This window comes from Fulvitalea axinellae, from assembly GCF_036492835.1.
Taxonomy (GTDB): Bacteria; Bacteroidota; Bacteroidia; order Cytophagales; family Cyclobacteriaceae; genus Fulvitalea; species Fulvitalea axinellae.
The window spans coordinates 44,699-64,680 of sequence record NZ_AP025319.1; the positions used below are offsets into that span (position 1 = coordinate 44,699).

Sequence of the window (19,982 nt, forward strand, 5' to 3'; positions counted from 1 at the left end):
TTTTTTTATTCAATCCAATCTTATACATTTGCGAATGTTAATTTTATTTAGAATAATAACAAATAAATATAAAGCGATGCTTACTCGCCCAAAACAGGATAATCATCTTAATAGGAAAATAGGGAAAGCTATATTTACGACTTTTTTTTTCTCATACCTGTACTTGATTAGCCTACCTGCCATTGCCCAGGTGACCTTCCATGGAAAAGTCACGGACAGCAAAGGCGAACCATTAAGCTACGCTACCATTCTGCTCAAATCGGTTTCCAAAGGGGGGCAAGCTTCCGCCAATGGCGAATTCCGCATTGATAATATTCCGGCAGGGGAGCATGAGGTGGAGATTTCCTTTATCGGTTACCAAAGCCATTCTTCCAAAATTCTTTTCGAAGGTAAAACCGTAAAGAAGAACTTCGTTCTAAAAGCAACTTCCCAAGCCCTTGACGCTGTGGAGATCCGGGCCGAAACCGAGGCCGAAGAGATGAAACGCAGTGGCTACAGCGTAGCCTTGATCAAGAGCGCCGAGTTCAAAAATGTATCGCCCGATATCAACCAAGTGATCAAAGCCCTTCCGGGTGTAAACGTACGCGAAACGGGCGGTCTGGGCTCCAGTTTCAATCTTTCCCTCAACGGGCTTTCCGGCAACCAAGTCCGGTACTTTATCGACGGCGTACCGATGGAGAACTACGGTTCGGCGCTTACGCTCAACAACTTTCCGGTTACGCTGATCGAGAACGTCGAAGTGTACAAGGGCGTGGTGCCCATCAAGTTCGGCGCCGACGCTTTGGGCGGGGCCATCAATATCGTGACCGACAATTCTCCGGGAACTTTACTTGACGCCTCGTACTCGGTCGGGTCTTTCAATACTCACCGTGTCGCCTTCAACGGAAAATACGCTCCGGCCGACAAAGGCTACTTCGTCAAACTCCACAGCTTTCTGAATTATTCGGATAACAGTTACGATATGCAAAACGTGCCTATCGAGGACGAACTGGGCAACCTGAAGGAACAGGACGCCGAACGTTTCCACTCCGCGTACACATCGGCGATGATAAACGCAAAGGCCGGACTCACGGGAAAAATATGGGCGGACGAGTTCTCCATAGGGTATCTGCATGCGCAAAACCACCGCGAATACCAGCATCAGGATTTGTTTATCACCAAAGCGTTCAAGGATTTTCATGGAGAAAATTCCAGCGACTTGGCCACGCTGAATTACAGGAAAAATATCGGGAAACTGTTCTTTTCGGCTTATGCCAACGGCGGAGTGGTCAAAGACACTTACGTCGACACCAGTAGCGTGGAAGTCAATTGGCGCAACGAGATAATCGACAGCAACGCCGACGGTGAGTTTTTCGAAAACAAAAGGCTTTATACGGTCACAGACCGAATCTTCAGGGCAAACCAGTTCGTCAGCTACGATCTGGGCGACTTGCACCAATTGCAGGCCAATTTCAGCCAAAACTACATGAGGCGAAAAGGCCACGACGATGTCGATCCTTTCAACACCGCTTTCAACGATCCCAGCCACATTTCCAAAAGTGTTTTGGGCGTTGCCTACCGGATACACAATCCGGCAAACACTCTCAACGCCGAGATCTTCGGCAAACAATATTGGTACTCCGGAGAAACCCGCTACACGGAAACGGGTGAAGCGAAAACCGTAAAAAGCGACGCCAACCCGACGGGCTTCGGCCTAACCACCGGCTGGACCGCCACCGACGACTTGGGCTTCCGTTTTTCCTTCGAAAAAGCCTATCGCCTGCCCGAAGGTTACGAACTGCTGGGCGACGGACTGTTTATCAACATCAGCCCGGAACTTCAGCCCGAAAAAAGCTACAACTACAACCTGGAGGCCGATTACGCCTTCGAGCTTTCCCGTTTTCAGTTCAAAATAGCCGTAAACGGTTTTTGGAGAGAATCCTCAAACCTGATCCGACTTTTGGCTCCAAACCCGAGAGACACCCGCTACGTCAACCTCAGCGCCGTAAGGGCCAAGGGGATTGAATCTAGCCTAACCGTAAGCTTCGACAAGCACTTGACGTTTAGCGGAAACCTCACTAACCAGAGCCTAAACGTAAGGGACTCGGAAGCCAAAGTACCGAACGAGCCTTTACTGTTCGGCAACGCCAGCTTGCGCTGGAATATCTTGCCGAATGTCTCTGACAAGGACCTTTCCGTACAATGGCAATTCTATTACACGGACAAGATCTATATGGCCCAAGTCTACCACGGCTCGCAAGGCAAAAAGATCATCCCTACCCAAAAGTACCATTCTGCCAGTATCGATTATGCTTTCGCCTCCGGCAAATACAACGTGGCCCTAATGGCCAACAACGTACTTGACGCCTTAGTATACGACAATTTCAGAGTCCAAAAGCCAGGCAGGGCCTTTTACCTAAAGCTCCGCTACGTCTTCGAAAAAGAATAAATACTGGTTGGTATTAGGTATTTGGTCTGAGGTACCTAAGACCAAACACCAACTATAGCTTTACTCTTCAATAAAAATAACAAACGATGAAAACGCTTAACCGAGCGCTACTTTTTGCGCTAACATGCCTTATAACATTCTCAGCTTGCTCAGATGATAATGATCCGGATCCAAAACCGGTCATCCCGGAAGGGGAAGAGTGGGCGGTATACCTGAAGCTCGACAAATCGCGTGACGAGAACGAATCCGAATACATCCTTCCGGGAGTGGACCTTATGCAAGGAGCAATCTCAGCCGAAGGGCAGGGGTACGAAATCTTGGGTTGGAACTTTGTCCGCTCAGTGGGCAAGACACTCTTCGTGTCAGGCTACGGCGACAACAAATGCAATTCTTACCAAGTCGACGCAACCAAGGCCGTCAAGAAAATGGCCAGCTTTACATTCGACAACGCCTTGGAAATGTTCGGCCATACCAAAGACCGTCAGTATATGTTGGCTATGGAAACCAACAGAACCGGTTATGACAACAGCCTCTTGTACATCGTAGACCCTATTACGGGCGAGAACAAGCAGAAAATCAGCCTTGAGCTTTTTGTGGATAAAGAGGCCGGTACAAAATCGCTTCCTTCCGCGCTTGTGGTTCGTGGCGATAAGCTTTTCGTTCCTCTCCATATTGTGGACGCCAAAGGCGGTTATACTTACCCCGATCCCAATGCGGCCCATGTGGCTATCTTCCCGTTCCCGAACGTGACGGACAAGCCCGAAAAAATCATCAAGGACACCCGAACTTCTCCAATCGGCGTAAACGGAGCCACTTCAAGCATTATCGAAGCCGACAACGGAAACCTGTACTCGTTCTCTTGCGGAACGCTCTCAAGCGGTATCGATCCAGCTTCCAGCAAACCATCAGGCCTCTTGCGTATCAATAAAGGGGCGACCGAATTCGACAAAGATTATTTCTTCAATATAGAGGAAAAGACCAACGGAGGAAAAATCTTCTGGATGGACTACGCCGGCGACAACAAAGCCATCGCCCGTATTTTGGTCAAAGAAATGGATCCTGATACTCCTTGGGCCGCTTTCGGTCGCGAGGTTTTCCACCAAAGATTGGTGATCCTCGATTTGGAAGCCAAAACCGTAACTAACGTAGCCAACGTGCCTTTGCACGCGAAACGTTACACTTCTCCGGTATTGGTGGAAAACGGAAAAGTATACGTAAGCGTAGAAACCGCCGAAGACGCCCACATCTACCAAGTGGATGTAGCTTCTGCCACAGCGGTTAAAGGCGCCAAAATCGAAGGAAAAACCATCAAAGGATTCTTCAAGCTATAATGAATTTTGGTATCGGGCCTTAGGTATAATCGGATACCTAAGGCCTGACACCATTATCTAAGACCTTAGCCATGTCAAAAAAAAACTGGTACAATTGGCACCTATACTTAGGTCTGGTTACCGGCCTGATAGTCTTTATAGTGGCCGTAACCGGCTGTTGTTGGGCTTTTAAGGAAGAAATCGAATCGTTCGACGCTTGGCACAAAACCGTCAAGCCCGAAAACAAACCCTTTATTCCCGCCACTCAGGCCAAGGAACTGGCCTTGAAATCCCTGCCGGGCCACCACATCCACGGTATTATTTTCGGTAAAAAAGACGAAAGCCTGGAAGTGGTTTTTTATGAGGACAACCCGGAATTTTACCAAAGCGTATTCCTGAACCCTTACTCCGGCGCCACGCTCAGGGTGGTTGATCACAAAAGCGGTTTCTTCGCCGTCGTGCTGGCCGGACACACACGCCTCTGGCTTCCAAAGGCAATCGGGGAAAATGTCATCGCCCTCTCCACGCTGATTTTTTTGACGATGGTCATAAGCGGAATCGTTCTGTGGTGGCCGAAAAACAAAAAAGCCCGCAAACAGCGCCTGACCTTCGACTGGAAAGCCACCACCCGCTGGAAACGCAAAAACTTTGACCTGCACGCCGTTGTCGGTTTTTACGCCTCGGCTTTCGCTTTTGCGTTGGCTTTTACCGGATGCGTCATGGCTTACGGATGGTTCTATTTCATAGTGTTCAAAGCCACGGGCGGCGACAAGAACCCGAGGTTCGTTTACCCGGAAAACGTCTCCGAAGCCAACGCTCCAAAAGCCCCTATCGATGCGCTGGTACCTATGCTTGTAGAGCATTACCCCAACGCGAAAACCTACGAACTCCACTTTCCGGAAAGCGACACCACAGGAATATTGGTGGAAATGGCCAATACCGAAGGTCTTTTCTACGATATGGATTATCGTTTTTACGATCAGTCCACTCTACAGGAATTGGAGACGAACAGCATCTACGGCCCATACGAGAAAGCCGATTTCGCCGATCACGTAATCCGTCTAAACTACGATATTCATATTGGCGCTATTGGAGGATTGCCCGGAAAAATACTGGCATTCTTGGCCAGCTTGCTAGCGGCGTCCTTACCCGTAACGGGATTGTTGATGTATCTGGGCAGGAAAAACAAAAGTTCAAAAAACAGAAAGAAACAGGCGATAACGCAAGCAGTATGAAAGTGGTCTTAAGTATTAGGTATTCGGTCTTAGGTACCTAATACTTAAGACCAAATACCTAATACGAAAAGGTTTATCCAATTGCGTAGGAGGTGCACAACATCCCTTCAGAAGCCGTAGCCGGATGCGCGCAAGTCGTCTGGTTATGCTTTACGCAGTTACCGCAGTCAGAGTCTTTGTGCAACTCCAATTTCTGGTCAAACTTTTCACAAGTCTGATCAAAAACTACCATAGTATTATTCACTCTGCACAAGCTGTTGTTCATCAGGTTGTCACAGTTAATGCAAGAATTCGAAGTTTTGATATCCATAGCGGTAGGGGTTTAAAATGTCTGTAGAATACGGTGTAAATTACCGGACACAGCCTCTTAGAATCAATCAAAACAAACTAATCTGGCGAATACATAATTGTAATAAATTTAAATAAAACACGCCTGAATCGGTCTCAGGCTATTTTTTTTGGAAAGACCAAAACCTTGAGGCAAAACGCAACAACCTTCATTCTACCCCATCCGGAACCCTATCGCAAATGGAGGGAAAACCCACCATACGCCGTTTATAATGCAGGAACCGGTTTGGCTTCCGAAGAGTATTTTTCGAAAATTTTTAAACGCCTCATAATGCGCCTTAACACACTACTGAGCTTTTTAATTACCGTCTGCTTTCTAGCGCAAACAGCATTGGCCCAGAACAAGACCATAAAACCCGACGCCGTCTGGAAAGACAGCGCGGGAAAAAGAATCAACGCCCACGGAGGTTGCGTAATTTCCCATGGCGGAATCTACTACTGGTACGGCGAAGAGAAGGAAAAAGGCCTATCCGAAAAAGAACACGCCGACGCCGGCGTCCACTGCTACGCCTCATCAGACTTGGTAAACTGGCACGACCAAGGCTTGGTACTCAAACTGATAAAAGGGGAAACACTCAGCGATTTAGCCTTCGACAGCAACCACGACCGCCCCAAAGTGGTGTATAACGAAGCCACCCGGAAGTTCGTCATGTTCTTCAAACTCTATCTCCGGGGCAAAGGCCACGGAGTAGCCTACGTAGGTGTAGCCACATCCGACAGTCCGGTGGGGCCATTTGTCTACAAACACAAATTCTTGGGAGGTGGATCGCCAAACGGCACCGGAGATTTCGCCATATACAAAGACGACGACGGCAAGCTATACCACCTCTCGGTAAGAAAACCCGACAAAGCTTTCGTAATCGGAAAAATGCGTGACGACTACCTGATGCCCGAAGGAAAATACCAAATATGCGAAGGCGTAACCCGCCATACCGAAGCTCCGGCCATTTTCAAAAAAGACGGCATCTACCACATGTTAGCCTCAGGCTCGACAGGCTGGGCGCCCAACCCCGCAAGGCATTTCACAGCCCGGAACATCTACGGACCTTGGAAATTCCGGGGAAATCCATGCCAAGGCACAAACCCGCATAACAACCTCGGGCCAGACAAAACCTTCGGCGGGCAATCGAACTTCGTGCTGAAAGTTGACGAACAAAAGGATGCCTATATCGCCATATTCGATATCAACAAACCGAAACACCCTTACGAAAGCGCTTATATCTGGTTACCGATCAAATTCAAAGGCAAGGATATTAGCATTCTGTGGCAAGACGCTTGGAGTTTGGATGTATTTCGGAATCAATAGTTTACATCCTTTTCAGGAAAATCAAAACGTGGAGACAGGATATACCCTGTCTCTACATATCTGTATTTCAGATTTTTACCGATTACTGACTACTTCCCCTCCGGCTTCCGCCAACGTATCTCCCCAAGCCGAGATCATTTCTAACAAAGGAACCAGCGTCTGCCCTAAATCCGTCAAGGAATATTCTACCCTCAACGGCGGTTTGCCCGAATATTCCTTCCTGTAGACCACCCCGTCCTTTTCCAACTGTTTTAGCTGAAGGCTGAGCGTGCGTTCCGTCACTACGGGCATGCTTTTTCTCAATTCGTTGTAGCGCAGAGTCCCGTCTTTTAGATGATACAGAATCACCGATTTCCATTTTCCCCCAATAATATCCATCGTGATACTCGTGGTGCACGGATACAGCTTTCCGTTCAGGCTTATCATCTGGCTTTTGCAATTCAACTTCATTCGAAAAGGTTTTCGGAGCAGAAAATCAAGACTATCCAAAAGGATAGTTATTGCGAAGCTACGGCGCAATGCCTAATATCGCAACTATAATAATGATAGTAGAATGGCGTTCCCAAAACGGGATCACCCGAAAAACCTACAGATGAGAAACCTATTCAAATACACACTCGCCGTATTCCTGTTTTCCGCCCTTTGGTCTTGCCAAAGCGGTAAATCAACCAAAAACAGCGAGAAAGAAACCATCGCGGCAAAAGCCAAAAGCGTTCTGTTTGTGCTTTCAAGCAACGACCAGATGGGCGACACCGACAAGAAAACCGGCGTTTGGCTTGAGGAATTCGCCACGCCGTATTACTTGCTCAAAGACAACAACATCAACATTACCATAGTGTCGCCAAAAGGCGGACAGATACCTTTCGATCCCGGTAGCCTGGCCGAAGGAGCCGCCACCGAGGCCACCAAACGCTACGAACAAGACGCCGAGCTAAAGAAACTTCTAGCTAATACCGGCACGCTGACCAGCGTAAAAGCCGGCGATTTCGACGCCGTTTTCTACCCGGGCGGACACGGACTTTTGTGGGATTTGACTACGGACAAAAACTCAATCGCATTGCTGGAAGACTTCTTCAACGCAGGAAAACCCGTAGCTTCGGTTTGCCATGGACCGGCCGCTTTCGCAAATGCCAAAGCCAAAAACGGCCAGCCAATCGTATCGGGCAAAAAGGTGACTGGATTCTCCAACACCGAAGAGGAAGCCATTCAGCTGACCGGCACTGTGCCGTTCCTTTTGGAAAACAAACTCAAGGAAAACGGAGGCCAATACAGCCGTACGGACGATTGGAAAAGCTACGCACAAGTGGACGGCAACCTGATCACGGGCCAAAACCCGACCTCTACGCCAGCCGTAGCCGAAGCGTTGCTCAAAGCGTTGAAATAAGGAAAAGCATTAATAATCAATAAAATATCTCGATCAACCCACTTTAAAGACGGCAGGAAAAACCCTGTCCGTCTTTTTTTGTATTGGGCATTCAGTCTTGATTCTTGGGTATTTTGACCATCAACAGAAGAGGGAAAACCGGACAATCCAAAGGAACTCTCCCAACTCTTTGCTCTCATATTTGTACTGCAAACAGAATCATTTATATATTCGCAAAGCAAACAAAGTCACACAGCAAATATTACAATGTATTTTTATGAAACACATGTTGTTTCTGACCTTGGCCTGTTGCCTACTTCCGTTAGGCCTGCGCGCCGAGGCCGTTGAGGGCCTGATTTTTTTCGAAAGGCAAATCAAACGCGCCAGCTTCGATATCCCAACCGAAAGCGAAACGGGGGAAATCCGCTTCGAGCTACTGCAACACAAGGTCAGGTATTATGACGAGTGGGGAAACAAACAAATCCTAAAGCCCAAACAGGCGAGGGAGTACCGCTTTACCTTCAAGGGAAAGGAAATCCGTATGATATCCGTAAGCCGGAAGGCCTTTCCAAAGAAAGGGACAAAACCGCCGTTTGCCAAAACGCTATTTCTAAGGTGTGTGGAAGACGGCGCCGTAAGGCTTTTGGAGTATCACCGGGGCTCGGATATCAACGCGCAAAGGCGGCGTATGCTTCAGCAACCCGCCCGGTATTTTAAGAATGCAGGCCCGGGCCAACAACCCCTTACCAAAGGGCGAAAGGAATACATTCTGTTTAAAGACCAAGAGGTTTTGGTCTTGGACGCCACAACGACCAAATCTCATCTAGACCTCTTTTTGTCCGATTGCCCAAATATTCAGGAAAAGGCAACCCGGCAGACGGATACTGAAGACACGGCGACCTTGGCGGTGAGATTGTATAACGAGAATTGCGGAGTTGTGAAGAAGTAGGGGAGAGACGTATCGGCTGAAAACCAAACTCAAGTTCTATATATTTTACTCAAACAGACCATGAAACGCACACTTTTTTTCACCTTAATTCTCTGCGCTTTGACATCCGTATCGCGAGCGGATATTATTGAAATAGTAAACGGACTAATCTTCTTCGATAGGCAGATTCAGCAGGCAAGTTTCGAAATTCCAACAGATCGAGACACTGGGATAATCAACATACAAGCCCTGCAAGGAAAAGTGAAATACTACGACGAATGGGGGAATAAAAGAACCCTGAAACCCAAGCACGCGAAGGAATACCGGTTCACGTATCGCGGAGAAACCATTAGGATGATATCTACGAAGAATTCCGATTTCAACAAACAAGGATTAGCGTTAGTCTTGCGCAACTCCTTGTTCCTAAGGTGTACCATGGATGGTCCCGTTAGGCTATTGGAATTCAGAAAGGGGCCCTTAATGATGCTTAGTCCCGGTCCAAACCCCAGAGCAATTCCAGCAACCACGGCGTTTGAGAGTAATCCCGCAGTAGTTTATGTTTTAATAAAGGATGGCAAATCATTAGTAGTCAACGACCTTTTCACGGAATCCAGCATAAAGCGCTTTCTGCCCGACTGCCCAAAGCTATTGGACAAATTGAAAAAAGAGAGAATCAGAGCGGTGGACGCCCCCCTAATCGTAAAGTTTTATAACGAGAATTGCGCTACCGAGATAACCCAATAAACAGATTATGGGTGTATAAGTACGCACAACGACAATTATTGGCATTTAAAAGACGATATCCCGAAACCATAAACAACTTGCTTATAACTAGCTTCGGTGTTACTTTTTCAGATGAAAAAGTAACCAAAAAATCTCTCAAATACGGCTACAAATTTTTCTTCCATCCAAAAGCATCGCAGTTATGGAAGAAAAATAAAGGCCTGAAATTAGTTTTTTGGAACGCATTGGAATCAAAAATTGACTAACCCATGAGCAAAGATAATTTTGTTCAGATGCATACTTAAATTCTGGGTTAATTGAAACAGAACGTCCTATGCGTATCCGAATCGTCAAGCTTCAAAAAGCCACCCAACACGAAAGGCTGTCCTTAAAGACAGCCTCCCGTATATTGTAAAATCAATTCCATATCAGGGAACCGATCGATTCTTTCACCAAAAATTAAGACGTTCCCTTCGCTTTCTTCAGGTTACGGTCATTTACTTTCTTATAACCGTTCAGCCGGATATCGCCGTTATCATAAAGCGTGGCCACGCCAAACGCGTTATTATCCAACCCTTTGCCGTCGCACATTGCCGGAAGCGTGCAGTAATGGATTCCATTTTCCGTATGTTGCGTATCTACGTGTGCGTGGCCTTGGAACACGGCCAACACCTGCCCGGAATCCGACAGAATCTTACGCACCTTATCAGCGTTCAGCACCATATGCGTTTTTTCGCCCAACAACTGCTGGTGAATAAACACTACCGTTGGCGCGCGGTCGGCGCTTAGCTCCGCCTTGAGCCATTCAAGCTGCGACTCGGGAATCTGCGAGTCATCCCACTTAAAATTATCATGGTCGTAAGAAACGCCCGCCTTGGTGTAACAGCCGTCCAGCACTATAAAACGAACGCCTTTGCGCATAAAGCTATAGTGCGCCCGGTCTTTTCCTATACCGCTGTTGGTGACATTGGCCAGAAACTGTTCCTTCGAGAGACTGTCCATATCATGGTTACCCAACACATGAAACCTGTCTCCGTCAAAGTCCGCGTACGCGCGCTCAAAATCACGGAGATATTTCATCGTCCTACGCTCGCTAGGTTTTGCGTCCTGATCCTTAAAATCGCCCAAGTGTACGGCAAAGTCCGGTTTGACCGAATTAAGCACCCTGACACATTCCTTCATCTTTGCCATGGAGTCGCGATAATAACGCTCGTTGTGACGAGGCCGGTCCGCATAATGCGAATCGGTAATCATCCCGAAACTCACCAAAGGTTTTTCGCTCCCTTTCGCCAACGCGGACCCGAATACGGGCAACGCGGAAGCCAATAGCATGGAAGTTTTCACGAATTTTCTTCTGTTGATCGTCTTTTTCTCAGCCATTACAAAAAATCGTAAAGATTCTTCGGTATAGAGGCTCGCATCTTCAAATAAACTTCGGAAATGGGGCGAACAATTTTCCTAGCTTACTCCTATACCCGTTAATTACAAAGTACTTTCCGTAAAAGGACAAAGGCTCCGAAATATAGAAACCAAGCCCAAAGGGTCTGAATAACAATTGTTTAAAAATCAATTTACTCAGCCTTCAGGCATATCGCTATTTACATTGTACTACTAAATACAGTTTATGTAATGCAATAATAACTAATTTAGTTTAATAGGTTGTTGTTTTGATTTCAAGCAATTGTGAAAACATGAGGAAATATAGCCCAGAAAAAACAACCCCGACAATACGGAAAACTCCAACCAAATACATTTTGCACTTTTAAAGCAGATTCAGTCTCCCTTCGGCTTATTTCTCTAATAAGCCCAAGTACAACTTCTCCACTTTTGCCCGGGCCCAAGGAGTTCGGCGCAAAAATTTCAAACTTGACTTGATAGAAGGGTCGTGGGTAAAACAATTGATACGGATTCTGTCCCCCAACTCATCCCAGCCGTATTCCGCCACCAAACGTTCCAATATATCAGCCAGCTTTACGCCATGTAACGGATCCTTCGATTTTTCCATCTCTCTGCTCTTTGTTTCCCTCAAAGATACGAAGATGCCACGGTTGTTTTTGTCCCCTCGCGTCCCTACGTCCGCTATTTGTTCCGCTATCGCGAAATATCATAACCTCGCTCCATATTCTTTGTCCTTTTACCCGGTACTCTCCAACAACAATAATCCCCCAACAGAGTAATACACAAAGAGAAAGCAACGCGGAGAGGGAAGGCATGTTCAGGCATCAGCGGGGAAAGGCGACGAAAACACATAACAAAGCAGGAGCTAACGGACGCTCCATGCCCGCCCAAGCCATGCTAAGGCGCAAGAAGAAAGACGATGAAGAAGAGGACGTATCCCACTTTACCAGCGTAGACATAGATGACGAATGCGTGGACATAGTCCCGGAGGCCGCGCCCGAATATCAACCCACACCGCCTAGCCTAGGGGCTACGGGAACTTCCACAACACCAAATAGCGCTACAGCCACGGGAGGCAAAAAATACTCGCCGCCGCCCGCATACGAGAGCCACACCGAGTTTACGGAATCTTACCGCAACAGGGAAGAAAACCAACCGCCAAGCCCCGTGCCGTTCCTTCCGGAGGTCCCGCCAAGGCCGGGCTACGGCGACCATTCAGAATTCACGGCCACATACCGGCAACGCCACGGCGCCATACCGGGAATAACGCCGCCAATGCCAGCGACCAGCGAAGGACTCTCAATCCCGACCACACAAGCCGGCAACGAAGCTTCCGGTTTCTCCTTTCCGGTGTTAAGCTCGCTAATGAGTTTACTGCCATCCAGAAAAAAAACGGTGGTGACGCCAAGACCTAGAGCGGAAGCCACACCGGCGCCACTCAACCCGACTTGGAGTCTCCCAAGAACCAAAGGCGACGAATTTTCGACACTGAACGAAAGGCTCCAAAAACACAAAGCCTCTTTGGCTTCGGAAGCCGATAAATATCTGGTGCCCTTCGAGGGCGAAGAAGAACCCTCGGCCCTCGACCGCAAAATAGTGAAACGATACTTCGAAGGACCGCAGGAAGAACGGGGCGAATATCTGGAATACGTGCTATTCTTCCGAAAAAGAGCCTTCCACTTTATACAACACCTAGGTTTGGCGCATGCGGTGGAAGGCCTTAACATATACGACCTAACCAATTTTTACGAGCAAACCCTACAGGAATTACAAGGCGAATACGCCAGCGAATTCACGAAACAGCCCGGCTTAACGCCGTTCAATCTTTACCATCTAGTGCTCGATTTCGCTAAAAAACGAAGTACCTGCACTGCCGGCCTCTTCAACAACGCCTACTTAAGGGGACTCTGTCACGTAGCTTACAGCGACTTCGCCAAAAGCAGGCAAGCGGAGGGAGGCGACGAAAAATTCGGTCCGGTAGAAATCAACAATCCAGAATATCTGGACATGGTTATGCGCTTTGACCCCGACGGCGTAACCAAAGATTTCCTTCGCAATGAATGTCTATCGGAAGAAAGGGAGACCGGCCACCCAACGGACTATGTCCGGGTATACAAAGACATATACTTTGAAACTATCCGGGATATGCGCGAACGGGAAATCCTGAAAATACCGTTCAGCGATGCATTTTCCGAGATAATGTTCTCCATACAGTCCAAACTGCATATTTCCTACAAAAACCTCTTCAACCACAAAATGGTGAAAGGCCTCGCCCTAAGGATTTTCTTTGAGCTTAGCGAGGCTCATTAATAATACCCGTGTTGGTTATCTGCTTAATTCCCGAAATTATATTTCTTGGGCTTCGGTTTTATAGGAAAAGCCACTCGCAATATAAATTTTACCCTGAATAACACGACCGAACCATTTTACTTGTTTCTTAAATAGTTAAATTCATTTATATAAAGTGAAATAAATATACTTTTTTGGCTATATTTGAATCGCCTACATTGTTTTTTGTTCTTTATTGAGGTCTCCTTAATCACCTTGCGGGAGGCCATTTTTAATCATTAAAGCTTGGGATAACTCCACCCAGAGCTTGTTCAAGACATCTTAATATGAAAAATCTATTGAGTATTTTTCTATGCGCTTTACTATGTGTTGCGGCTTGCAATTCGCCGAAAGAGGTTGGTTTTTATAAAGTTATAACCTCGCCAAACCAAGCGCGGAACGGGTTGCCGTTTACGGTATCGCAGGTTATAATTGAGGGTAACGAAACTGTTTTAGAACTCCGGTATGAAGCGAGACATCGAAAAAACATTGAGCATTACCTAAAAAAAACTCACCTGGAGCCTCAGGGGATAATAGGCGAACCAATGAAGTTTTCCAAAGTCACATTTTTTGAAAGTACAGGGCCAGAAATCACAAAGAGGACCTGTTTGGCGCATTATGATCGCATTCCAGACGGTACCCAATTTATAAACCTTATTCACGAAACATACAGAAAAAAAACTCGGAATATCGACCTGCGTATCGAAGACTTTCCCGAAGGTTTTCCAAAAGTATTGGCGGGCAAGTGGTACGCCACCGACGACGACGCCAATCTTACTTTCTGCTTTTTACCGGAAAAGGTTTTATATGATGGAGAAATATGGGACTACGGCGAAATAGAAAAAGGCTGGTTGAATACGAAAATTAGCCTAAAGGGTAACGAAAGAAATATCAATCTGAGCGTAAACACGAAAGGTAAAGATTCGGTGAGTATTGGCGTAAACGGCGAAAGCACTTCGAAATATAAGCGTTATCACTTTCCGAAAGTCAACACGGAAGATCCTTACGAAGTGAATATTTTACCGAAAGCGGACACTGCTGTCTATGCGGGTTATATCAAAGGGTACAGGCCGGATTTGGGACCAAAGAGCGGGATGGTTCATCTTAATGATTTTCTTGGGGGACATTCTTTACCATATCGATATAAAGTCAAGGAAGATGGCTCATTTCGAGTAAAACTAGCTATACATCATCCTATTTCGGCAATCGTAAGAATGGGGCAAGGAACACGATACTATTCTCATGTCTTTTTAGAGCCGGGAAAAACCACATTTCAGCTATTCGAGAAAGAGAGGCAAGAATTTATGGGACCAACTGCCAGAGTAAATAAGGAAATTCAATTATATAAAGAGGTGACAAAACCTTTCGGGTCTATAAATTATCACCGGGACTTTTCGAAGAAAGAGATAATAAACTATACCGCTGAGGAGTACAAACAATATTGTTATGGCCAATGGGAAAAAGCGCTGAAAATATTTAAGAAATACGCTTTTTCAGAAAAAGTCAGTCCTAAAGGAAAGCAAATACTAAGCGCAGGGATAAATTTCAATGCGCTGTACTGTATGCTTGAGGTGGAATCTTTCAAAAGGGATGTCCTAAGCGAATTTCGGGAATTTGACAAGAGCAAATACCCAGACCTGAAACCGGGAAACGATTATTATGATTTTTTGACAACCGATATACTCAATGATCTTGACGGCCTTCTGTCTGTAAATAGCGCTTACAGCATTTTCATAAATCGTTTGTCTTTCTGCCATTGGACAAAAAGTAAAGTAAATAGTATGTCCCACGATTTCGCTAATGCATTAAGAACTCTGGAAAAGGTCGAGAAGACAGGTCGACTAAGCCCAATTGAAGCGGAACTGCTCCAATATGATAGGGACAAAGGGGCTCCCTTCCGTGAATACGAGGCGTTCAGAAGGAAGAATAGAAAAGAGATTATAGACTTTATGATGCGTCATGAGAAGCATGTAAACAAATTTTGGGAAATTGATACCGGAACGAATGCGGGCGTTGTTTCCGAAGCCTTGTTATTGGATTTTGTAAACCAAAGAATCAAAAATAAAAGCAAAGCGGACAGGGAGCTTTTAAGGCAATTGTCTCCTGAACTAATAGAAAGAGACAAGGATTTCACAGACAGATTTGGCCCAACGATAACGAAGATTTATGATAAACATTCAGTAGAAAGTAATCTACTATTTAAGGAAATCGTCAAACTAAACACTTTGGACAGCCTTCGGGATCATCATTACAATGGCGAAGCAACCTTTGCGTTCGACCTGATTAAATTAAACAACTTGCTCTCCGTAAAATATATAAATACGATTGGGAAAGGGGACAAAAGGATCGATTTGCTCAAAGAGCACTTAAACGTGCCTGTATTTCGGGAGTATCTTGAAATGTTTATTGCCGAACAATACAAGTATCATTTGCAAAGGGAAAAATCGGTTGCGAAAAAGAAGGCAGTCCACGACGCCGACACAATCTTGGCGGAAATGATTCGCCCGCTCGAAGGAAAAGTGGTGCTTGTGGATTTTTGGAACACTTGGTGTGGGCCTTGCCTCGATATGCATCAAAAGCTCAAGCCCCTCAAAAAAGATATGGAGGGCAAGGATGTGGAGTTTCTTTATATAGCGGACGTATCTTCACCGCTAAAGTCATGGAGGACCTTCGCCGATGGAATGAAGGGCAAGCATCACCGCGTAAGCAAAGAAGAGTGGCAAGCGCTAAAAGCGAAATTCGAGATCTCCGGGATTCCCCATCTTGCGCTTATAGGCAAAGACGGGCGGATTATCAACCCTAAGATCGACTGGATTCATACGGTCAAAACTTGGAAAGGGTTTAAGGCAATGATTGATAAGGAGTTGGCGAATGAGCCGTTATGACGGTCGGGGCTATCGTACCAGTTTCTGCTTTTATCTACCCTAAAACATTTATGCGTTCATAAAAAAACCAGCATGTACCTTATAGCGCGCAAAGCGGTTGTTTTTGACGGTGATTTGGATATTTTAAAAGGGCCAAAAGTATCATCAAAGTATCTTTATCCGTGGCGTTAAGCATCATGATCCATGGCTAATCTACGGATAAACCCATCTGTAAGGGGCTAGAAGGGCTATTTTGGGTAAAATTGTCAAGTAAAATAGGTGTTTTTGAGGGATGTTATTTTTTTATCAAATATAGCCGTTTTCGGGAAGGTACTCCCTCCATTAAAAGAGAAGGGGCTTTAAGGTCTGACATTCTTTTGTTTCAATTTCCCACATCCATAAAAAGGAACGCATAACGAAACAGGGCGATTAGAAACCAGAGTATAGTTCGCTCTGGTTTCTGTTTTTCTTCAGAGTGTATAACAAAATCAGGGCGATTAAGCATTGGGTGGAGCTTGGAAGCTCCAAATATGCGTAAGGCACTAGGCTGGAGCCTATCGCCAACCCTATTATCTCTGTTTACCCTGAAATGGTTATACACTCGTTGAAAAAAGTATTAAACACTCAAGAATATTTTTTTCCTATACAAAAAATACAAAAACAGCCACCTGACCATAATTGCGGCGCCGGCCAAGATTACGGCTCCGTATTGCTCGCCACCCAATTGCGCCAACCACTGGAACATAGACCGTGTGGCGTATGACCAATTGATAAAAATCCCCGACATATAAATCAGGATAGAATTCATGCCGATAACCCGAAAGAAAAATGCCCATTTCGTAAAGCCTTTGACATCAATCACATAATAAAACACGGCCATCAGCAATAGGCTCAGGCCGGCGCACTGAAGAGTGAATGAGCTGGTCCACAAGTTTTTATTTATAGGAAAGAACAGATTCCAAGCCTGAGCTACGCCCAACAATACCAATCCGGCCACAACCATCCCCAAGGCCTTCTTATTACCGTCAATCTTCTCGCTCCGTAGCCATTCTCCGGTATAAATCCCCATCAGCCCCGTAGCTATGGCCGGTACGGTTGATATCAGTCCCTCCGGATCGTGTATACCGCCAACCAGCAATTTGCCGGGCATCAAAATCCGGTCGATATAAGACACTACATTGCCTTCCAAAGTCATATCGCCGGCTGAAAAACCGGGCGCCGCAAAGAAGCCCAAAAGCATCCGGTAACCGACCAATATGGAAACGGTCCAAAATGCCCGCCAATGCTTTCCGGCATACAGGTAAATGATATTGGCGAACATATACGCAAGACCAATACGGCCCAACACGCTTCCTAAACGCATCTGCTCAATCGGCTGAAGCTTCAGACCGTTATTATAAATTACGCCCAACAGCACCAGCGTCAGGCTACGCCGAACTACTTTTAACAAAAGTTCCTTTCGGTCCTTACCCTTTTCCAGCTGTCGCCCGACGGAGAAAGGAGTAGACACCCCGGCCAAAAACAAAAAAAGCGGAAAAATAAGATCGTACAAAGAAAAGCCGTTCCACGATACATGCGTCAAGTTTTCGGACATCAGCCCTAATACCGGCCCTCCCGACACCTTGGCCCATTGCTTAAAAAAAACATCGGCCCCGATAATCCAAAACATGTCAAAGCCCCGAAGCGCATCCAATGACGCCAATCGCTTATTGTTAATTAATTCGCCCATAAATACTTAAATAAATGACAATACGGATGTGTTAATTTTTAGATAATACCAAGGGAAAGGTTAGTGGCTCAAGTGTTAGGGTATGTGTATAAAATGGAGTCCGTTTTTCTTTTCGCACACAAAAAGTTCCCCCAGAGTTGGGTGCATCAGCCTTCGGCCGATTACATTTCACTAAAAAATGACGCGATTGTAACTTCCTTTTGACAGGTCCTGGTACAATTTAAAAGTAAATCCGTAAACAAAAAAGCACCCCGGCCATTTCCTCTTTCGGATAGCCGGCGGTGCTTGGTCTCGTTTTCCGATGGCAATACCAGAAAACACTCTTAATTGGCTTTTTCTTCGTGTTACGCTTACATTGCCGTACGCAAATCGTCGAGTTGTGGCCAACCCTTAGGCGATACGTCGTTCGACTGTTTTGCGCCCGGAGTGCTACGGCCATCATCGATGCATTTCATCAACAAAGCTTTAAGCTCACGCGCTTTTTCCGGCTCTTTCTCGAAGAGGTTATTCTTCTCTCCCGGATCATCTTTGAGGTTATACAACTGGAAATCCGGCATCTCGTCCCAGCCTTCTGGCGCAGGCTTGCCTTTTCGTGGCGGACGCGGGGCACTCCAACCTCCGGAACCTTTGCACATAGCCAATTTCCAATCGCCTTGACGGATTGCGAAACGCCCGGCGATGGAGTGGTGGATAGTGTAATCCCTCTTGAATTTCTTCGAGTTCGGCCTTTTCAGCAAAGGAATCATGCTGTAGCTATCCTCACCTTCGTTGTCCTTGAGTTTGTGCCCCACGATATCGGCGCAAGTAGCCATAAAGTCGGTAGTGCAAATAGTCTTGTCAGACACTTGCCCGCCTTTAATTCTGGCCGGCCACTTCACGATAAACGGCACCCGGTGCCCGCCCTCGAAGATATCGGCCTTATGCCCACGAAACTGCGCGCTAGGGTAGTGGCCTTTGTCCTGAAGCTCGTTCATCTTCGCCGCCGGCGAACAACCGTTGTCGCTGGTGAAGATGATCAGCGTATTGTCCTCGATTCCCACATCTTTCAGTGTTTGGAGGAGTTTGCCCATATGGTCGTCCACCTGCATTACGAAATCGGCGTAGGGGTTCAAACCGCTCTTGCCTTGAAATTCCTTGATAGGCAAAACGGGGGTGTGAGGCGAGGGGAGGGGCAGATAGATAAAGAAAGGCTTGTCGCCGTTGGCCTGCTCCTTTACCTTGTTAATTGCTCTGGCGAAGAAATTCGGCGTCACCTGCTCGTGTACGAAATCGTCGGCCGTAAGGCCTTTGCGCCACCATGCGCTACCGCCTTTGTTTACGGTAGTTTTGGTTGGTACCATGGTGCTCTTGCCGTTTTCCACATATACGTATGGCGCCATATCCAACGATCCGCAGTGCCCGTAAGCGTAATCGAAACCGCGCTCGTTAGGGCTGTCTGTAATCGGCTTCGAGAAGTCCACTTTTCCGTCGGCGCCTTTTTGCCAGCCCCAGCCCAAGTGCCACTTGCCGATATACGAGGTGTTGTAGCCAGCGTCGCTGAGCATTGAGGCCACAGTGCTCCGGTCTTCCGGTATCAGGGCCGGAGAATACCCGCCCAAAACGCTTTTCTTGAGCGTGGAACGCCAGTTATAGCGCCCTGTAAGGATACCGTAGCGCGTAGGCGTACATACCGACGAGCTGGTGTGGGCGTCGGTAAAGCGCATACCCTCGGCGGCCATACGGTCGAGGTGCGGAGTTTTGATTTTGCCCTTGTCATAGAAGCAACTCACGTCGCCTATTCCCAAGTCGTCGGCCAAGACGTAAATGATGTTCGGCAAGTCTTTGTCCTTGCCCTTTTTGGCTTTAGGATTATCGCCCGCCTGCCCGCTTCCGGGCAAAAGGGTCATAGCTCCGGCCGTAAGGCCCAAAAGCTTTTTTGAGATGTTTTTAGTAAGATGTGCCATGCCATGTTATGAACTGAAAAATTTTATCCAAAACGGTTTTTCGAAAAAGAAGCCAGAGTGTGTGAAACTATAAAAATCC

The 19,982-nt window shown here is 46.7% G+C and carries 15 protein-coding genes; 9 read left to right on the forward strand and 6 right to left on the reverse strand.

Translation table 11 applies throughout. From position 1 onward, the window contains the following. The first annotated feature begins 76 nt into the window (after window positions 1-76). The 3 genes from AABK39_RS24540 to AABK39_RS24550 all read left to right on the forward strand — a co-directional run bounded on the left by AABK39_RS24540 (window position 77) and on the right by AABK39_RS24550 (window position 4,973). Window positions 77-2,428, forward strand: a complete 2,352-nt coding sequence (locus AABK39_RS24540; RefSeq protein ID WP_338395847.1) for a TonB-dependent receptor — start codon at window positions 77-79, stop codon at window positions 2,426-2,428. A gap of 86 nt (window positions 2,429-2,514) precedes the next feature. Beyond that, the gene (locus AABK39_RS24545; RefSeq protein WP_338395848.1) at window positions 2,515-3,759 is read left to right on the forward strand and encodes a DUF4374 domain-containing protein; all 1,245 of its coding nucleotides are present in this window, start codon (window positions 2,515-2,517) and stop codon (window positions 3,757-3,759) included. A 71-nt stretch (window positions 3,760-3,830) separates the two neighbouring features. Next, entirely contained in the window at window positions 3,831-4,973 is a 1,143-nt protein-coding gene (locus AABK39_RS24550; protein ID WP_338395849.1) for a PepSY-associated TM helix domain-containing protein, read from the forward strand. Window positions 4,974-5,046: 73 nt separating this feature from the next. Here AABK39_RS24550 and AABK39_RS24555 read toward each other — a convergent pair whose 3' ends face one another. Continuing rightward, a complete protein-coding gene (locus tag AABK39_RS24555) occupies window positions 5,047-5,283 on the reverse strand; it encodes a hypothetical protein (protein ID WP_338395850.1) in 237 nt (78 codons plus the stop codon). Between the two features lie 309 nt (window positions 5,284-5,592). On the opposite strand from AABK39_RS24555, the gene AABK39_RS24560 reads away from it, so the two are divergent. Beyond that, the gene (locus AABK39_RS24560) at window positions 5,593-6,627 is read left to right on the forward strand and encodes a family 43 glycosylhydrolase (RefSeq protein ID WP_338395851.1); all 1,035 of its coding nucleotides are present in this window, start codon (window positions 5,593-5,595) and stop codon (window positions 6,625-6,627) included. A 75-nt stretch (window positions 6,628-6,702) separates the two neighbouring features. Here AABK39_RS24560 and AABK39_RS24565 read toward each other — a convergent pair whose 3' ends face one another. Beyond that, on the reverse strand, window positions 6,703-7,077 hold the full coding sequence (locus tag AABK39_RS24565; protein WP_338395852.1) for a winged helix-turn-helix transcriptional regulator: 375 nt from the start codon (window positions 7,075-7,077) through the stop codon (window positions 6,703-6,705). A 142-nt stretch (window positions 7,078-7,219) separates the two neighbouring features. On the opposite strand from AABK39_RS24565, the gene AABK39_RS24570 reads away from it, so the two are divergent. The 3 genes from AABK39_RS24570 to AABK39_RS24580 all read left to right on the forward strand — a co-directional run bounded on the left by AABK39_RS24570 (window position 7,220) and on the right by AABK39_RS24580 (window position 9,662). Further along, window positions 7,220-8,011 (forward strand): type 1 glutamine amidotransferase domain-containing protein, encoded by a 792-nt coding sequence (locus tag AABK39_RS24570; protein ID WP_338395853.1) that lies wholly within the window; start codon window positions 7,220-7,222, stop codon window positions 8,009-8,011. A gap of 256 nt (window positions 8,012-8,267) precedes the next feature. Further along, window positions 8,268-8,939 (forward strand): hypothetical protein, encoded by a 672-nt coding sequence (locus AABK39_RS24575; RefSeq protein ID WP_338395854.1) that lies wholly within the window; start codon window positions 8,268-8,270, stop codon window positions 8,937-8,939. A gap of 60 nt (window positions 8,940-8,999) precedes the next feature. Continuing rightward, window positions 9,000-9,662 (forward strand): hypothetical protein, encoded by a 663-nt coding sequence (locus tag AABK39_RS24580; protein WP_338395855.1) that lies wholly within the window; start codon window positions 9,000-9,002, stop codon window positions 9,660-9,662. A gap of 438 nt (window positions 9,663-10,100) precedes the next feature. Here AABK39_RS24580 and AABK39_RS24585 read toward each other — a convergent pair whose 3' ends face one another. Next, the gene (locus tag AABK39_RS24585) at window positions 10,101-11,021 is read right to left on the reverse strand and encodes a metallophosphoesterase family protein (RefSeq protein ID WP_338395856.1); all 921 of its coding nucleotides are present in this window, start codon (window positions 11,019-11,021) and stop codon (window positions 10,101-10,103) included. Window positions 11,022-11,430: 409 nt separating this feature from the next. Next, window positions 11,431-11,646 carry a VF530 family protein gene (locus AABK39_RS24590; protein ID WP_338395857.1) on the reverse strand — a complete coding sequence of 72 codons (216 nt, stop codon included), beginning with the start codon at window positions 11,644-11,646 and terminating at the stop codon, window positions 11,431-11,433. Window positions 11,647-11,852: 206 nt separating this feature from the next. Here AABK39_RS24590 and AABK39_RS24595 point away from each other — a divergent pair, with 206 nt between their 5' ends. Continuing rightward, window positions 11,853-13,349, forward strand: coding sequence for a hypothetical protein (locus AABK39_RS24595; RefSeq protein ID WP_338395858.1), 1,497 nt, complete (start codon window positions 11,853-11,855; stop codon window positions 13,347-13,349). Between the two features lie 563 nt (window positions 13,350-13,912). After that, window positions 13,913-16,252 (forward strand): TlpA family protein disulfide reductase, encoded by a 2,340-nt coding sequence (locus AABK39_RS24600; protein ID WP_338395859.1) that lies wholly within the window; start codon window positions 13,913-13,915, stop codon window positions 16,250-16,252. A gap of 595 nt (window positions 16,253-16,847) precedes the next feature. Here AABK39_RS24600 and AABK39_RS24605 read toward each other — a convergent pair. Beyond that, window positions 16,848-17,960, reverse strand: a complete 1,113-nt coding sequence (locus AABK39_RS24605; protein WP_338395860.1) for an acyltransferase family protein — start codon at window positions 17,958-17,960, stop codon at window positions 16,848-16,850. 350 nt (window positions 17,961-18,310) lie between these two features. Then, window positions 18,311-19,903 (reverse strand): sulfatase family protein, encoded by a 1,593-nt coding sequence (locus AABK39_RS24610; RefSeq protein WP_338395861.1) that lies wholly within the window; start codon window positions 19,901-19,903, stop codon window positions 18,311-18,313. Window positions 19,904-19,982 lie beyond the last annotated feature (79 nt).

Bases quoted from the DNA above. Each gene is read 5' to 3' on its own strand.
- AABK39_RS24555 (WP_338395850.1), bottom strand. From the start codon at position 5,283: ATGGATATCAAAACTTCGAATTCTTGCATTAACTGTGACAACCTGATG.
- AABK39_RS24545 (WP_338395848.1), top strand. From the start codon at position 2,515: ATGAAAACGCTTAACCGAGCGCTACTTTTTGCGCTAACATGCCTTATA.
- AABK39_RS24540 (WP_338395847.1), top strand. From the start codon at position 77: ATGCTTACTCGCCCAAAACAGGATAATCATCTTAATAGGAAAATAGGG.
- AABK39_RS24590 (WP_338395857.1), bottom strand. From the start codon at position 11,646: ATGGAAAAATCGAAGGATCCGTTACATGGCGTAAAGCTGGCTGATATA.
- AABK39_RS24580 (WP_338395855.1), top strand. From the start codon at position 9,000: ATGAAACGCACACTTTTTTTCACCTTAATTCTCTGCGCTTTGACATCC.
- AABK39_RS24575 (WP_338395854.1), top strand. From the start codon at position 8,268: ATGAAACACATGTTGTTTCTGACCTTGGCCTGTTGCCTACTTCCGTTA.
- AABK39_RS24605 (WP_338395860.1), bottom strand. From the start codon at position 17,960: ATGGGCGAATTAATTAACAATAAGCGATTGGCGTCATTGGATGCGCTT.
- AABK39_RS24610 (WP_338395861.1), bottom strand. From the start codon at position 19,903: ATGGCACATCTTACTAAAAACATCTCAAAAAAGCTTTTGGGCCTTACG.
- AABK39_RS24600 (WP_338395859.1), top strand. From the start codon at position 13,913: ATGAAGTTTTCCAAAGTCACATTTTTTGAAAGTACAGGGCCAGAAATC.
- AABK39_RS24585 (WP_338395856.1), bottom strand. From the start codon at position 11,021: ATGGCTGAGAAAAAGACGATCAACAGAAGAAAATTCGTGAAAACTTCC.
- AABK39_RS24570 (WP_338395853.1), top strand. From the start codon at position 7,220: ATGAGAAACCTATTCAAATACACACTCGCCGTATTCCTGTTTTCCGCC.
- AABK39_RS24595 (WP_338395858.1), top strand. From the start codon at position 11,853: ATGTTCAGGCATCAGCGGGGAAAGGCGACGAAAACACATAACAAAGCA.
- AABK39_RS24565 (WP_338395852.1), bottom strand. From the start codon at position 7,077: ATGAAGTTGAATTGCAAAAGCCAGATGATAAGCCTGAACGGAAAGCTG.
- AABK39_RS24560 (WP_338395851.1), top strand. From the start codon at position 5,593: ATGCGCCTTAACACACTACTGAGCTTTTTAATTACCGTCTGCTTTCTA.
- AABK39_RS24550 (WP_338395849.1), top strand. From the start codon at position 3,831: ATGTCAAAAAAAAACTGGTACAATTGGCACCTATACTTAGGTCTGGTT.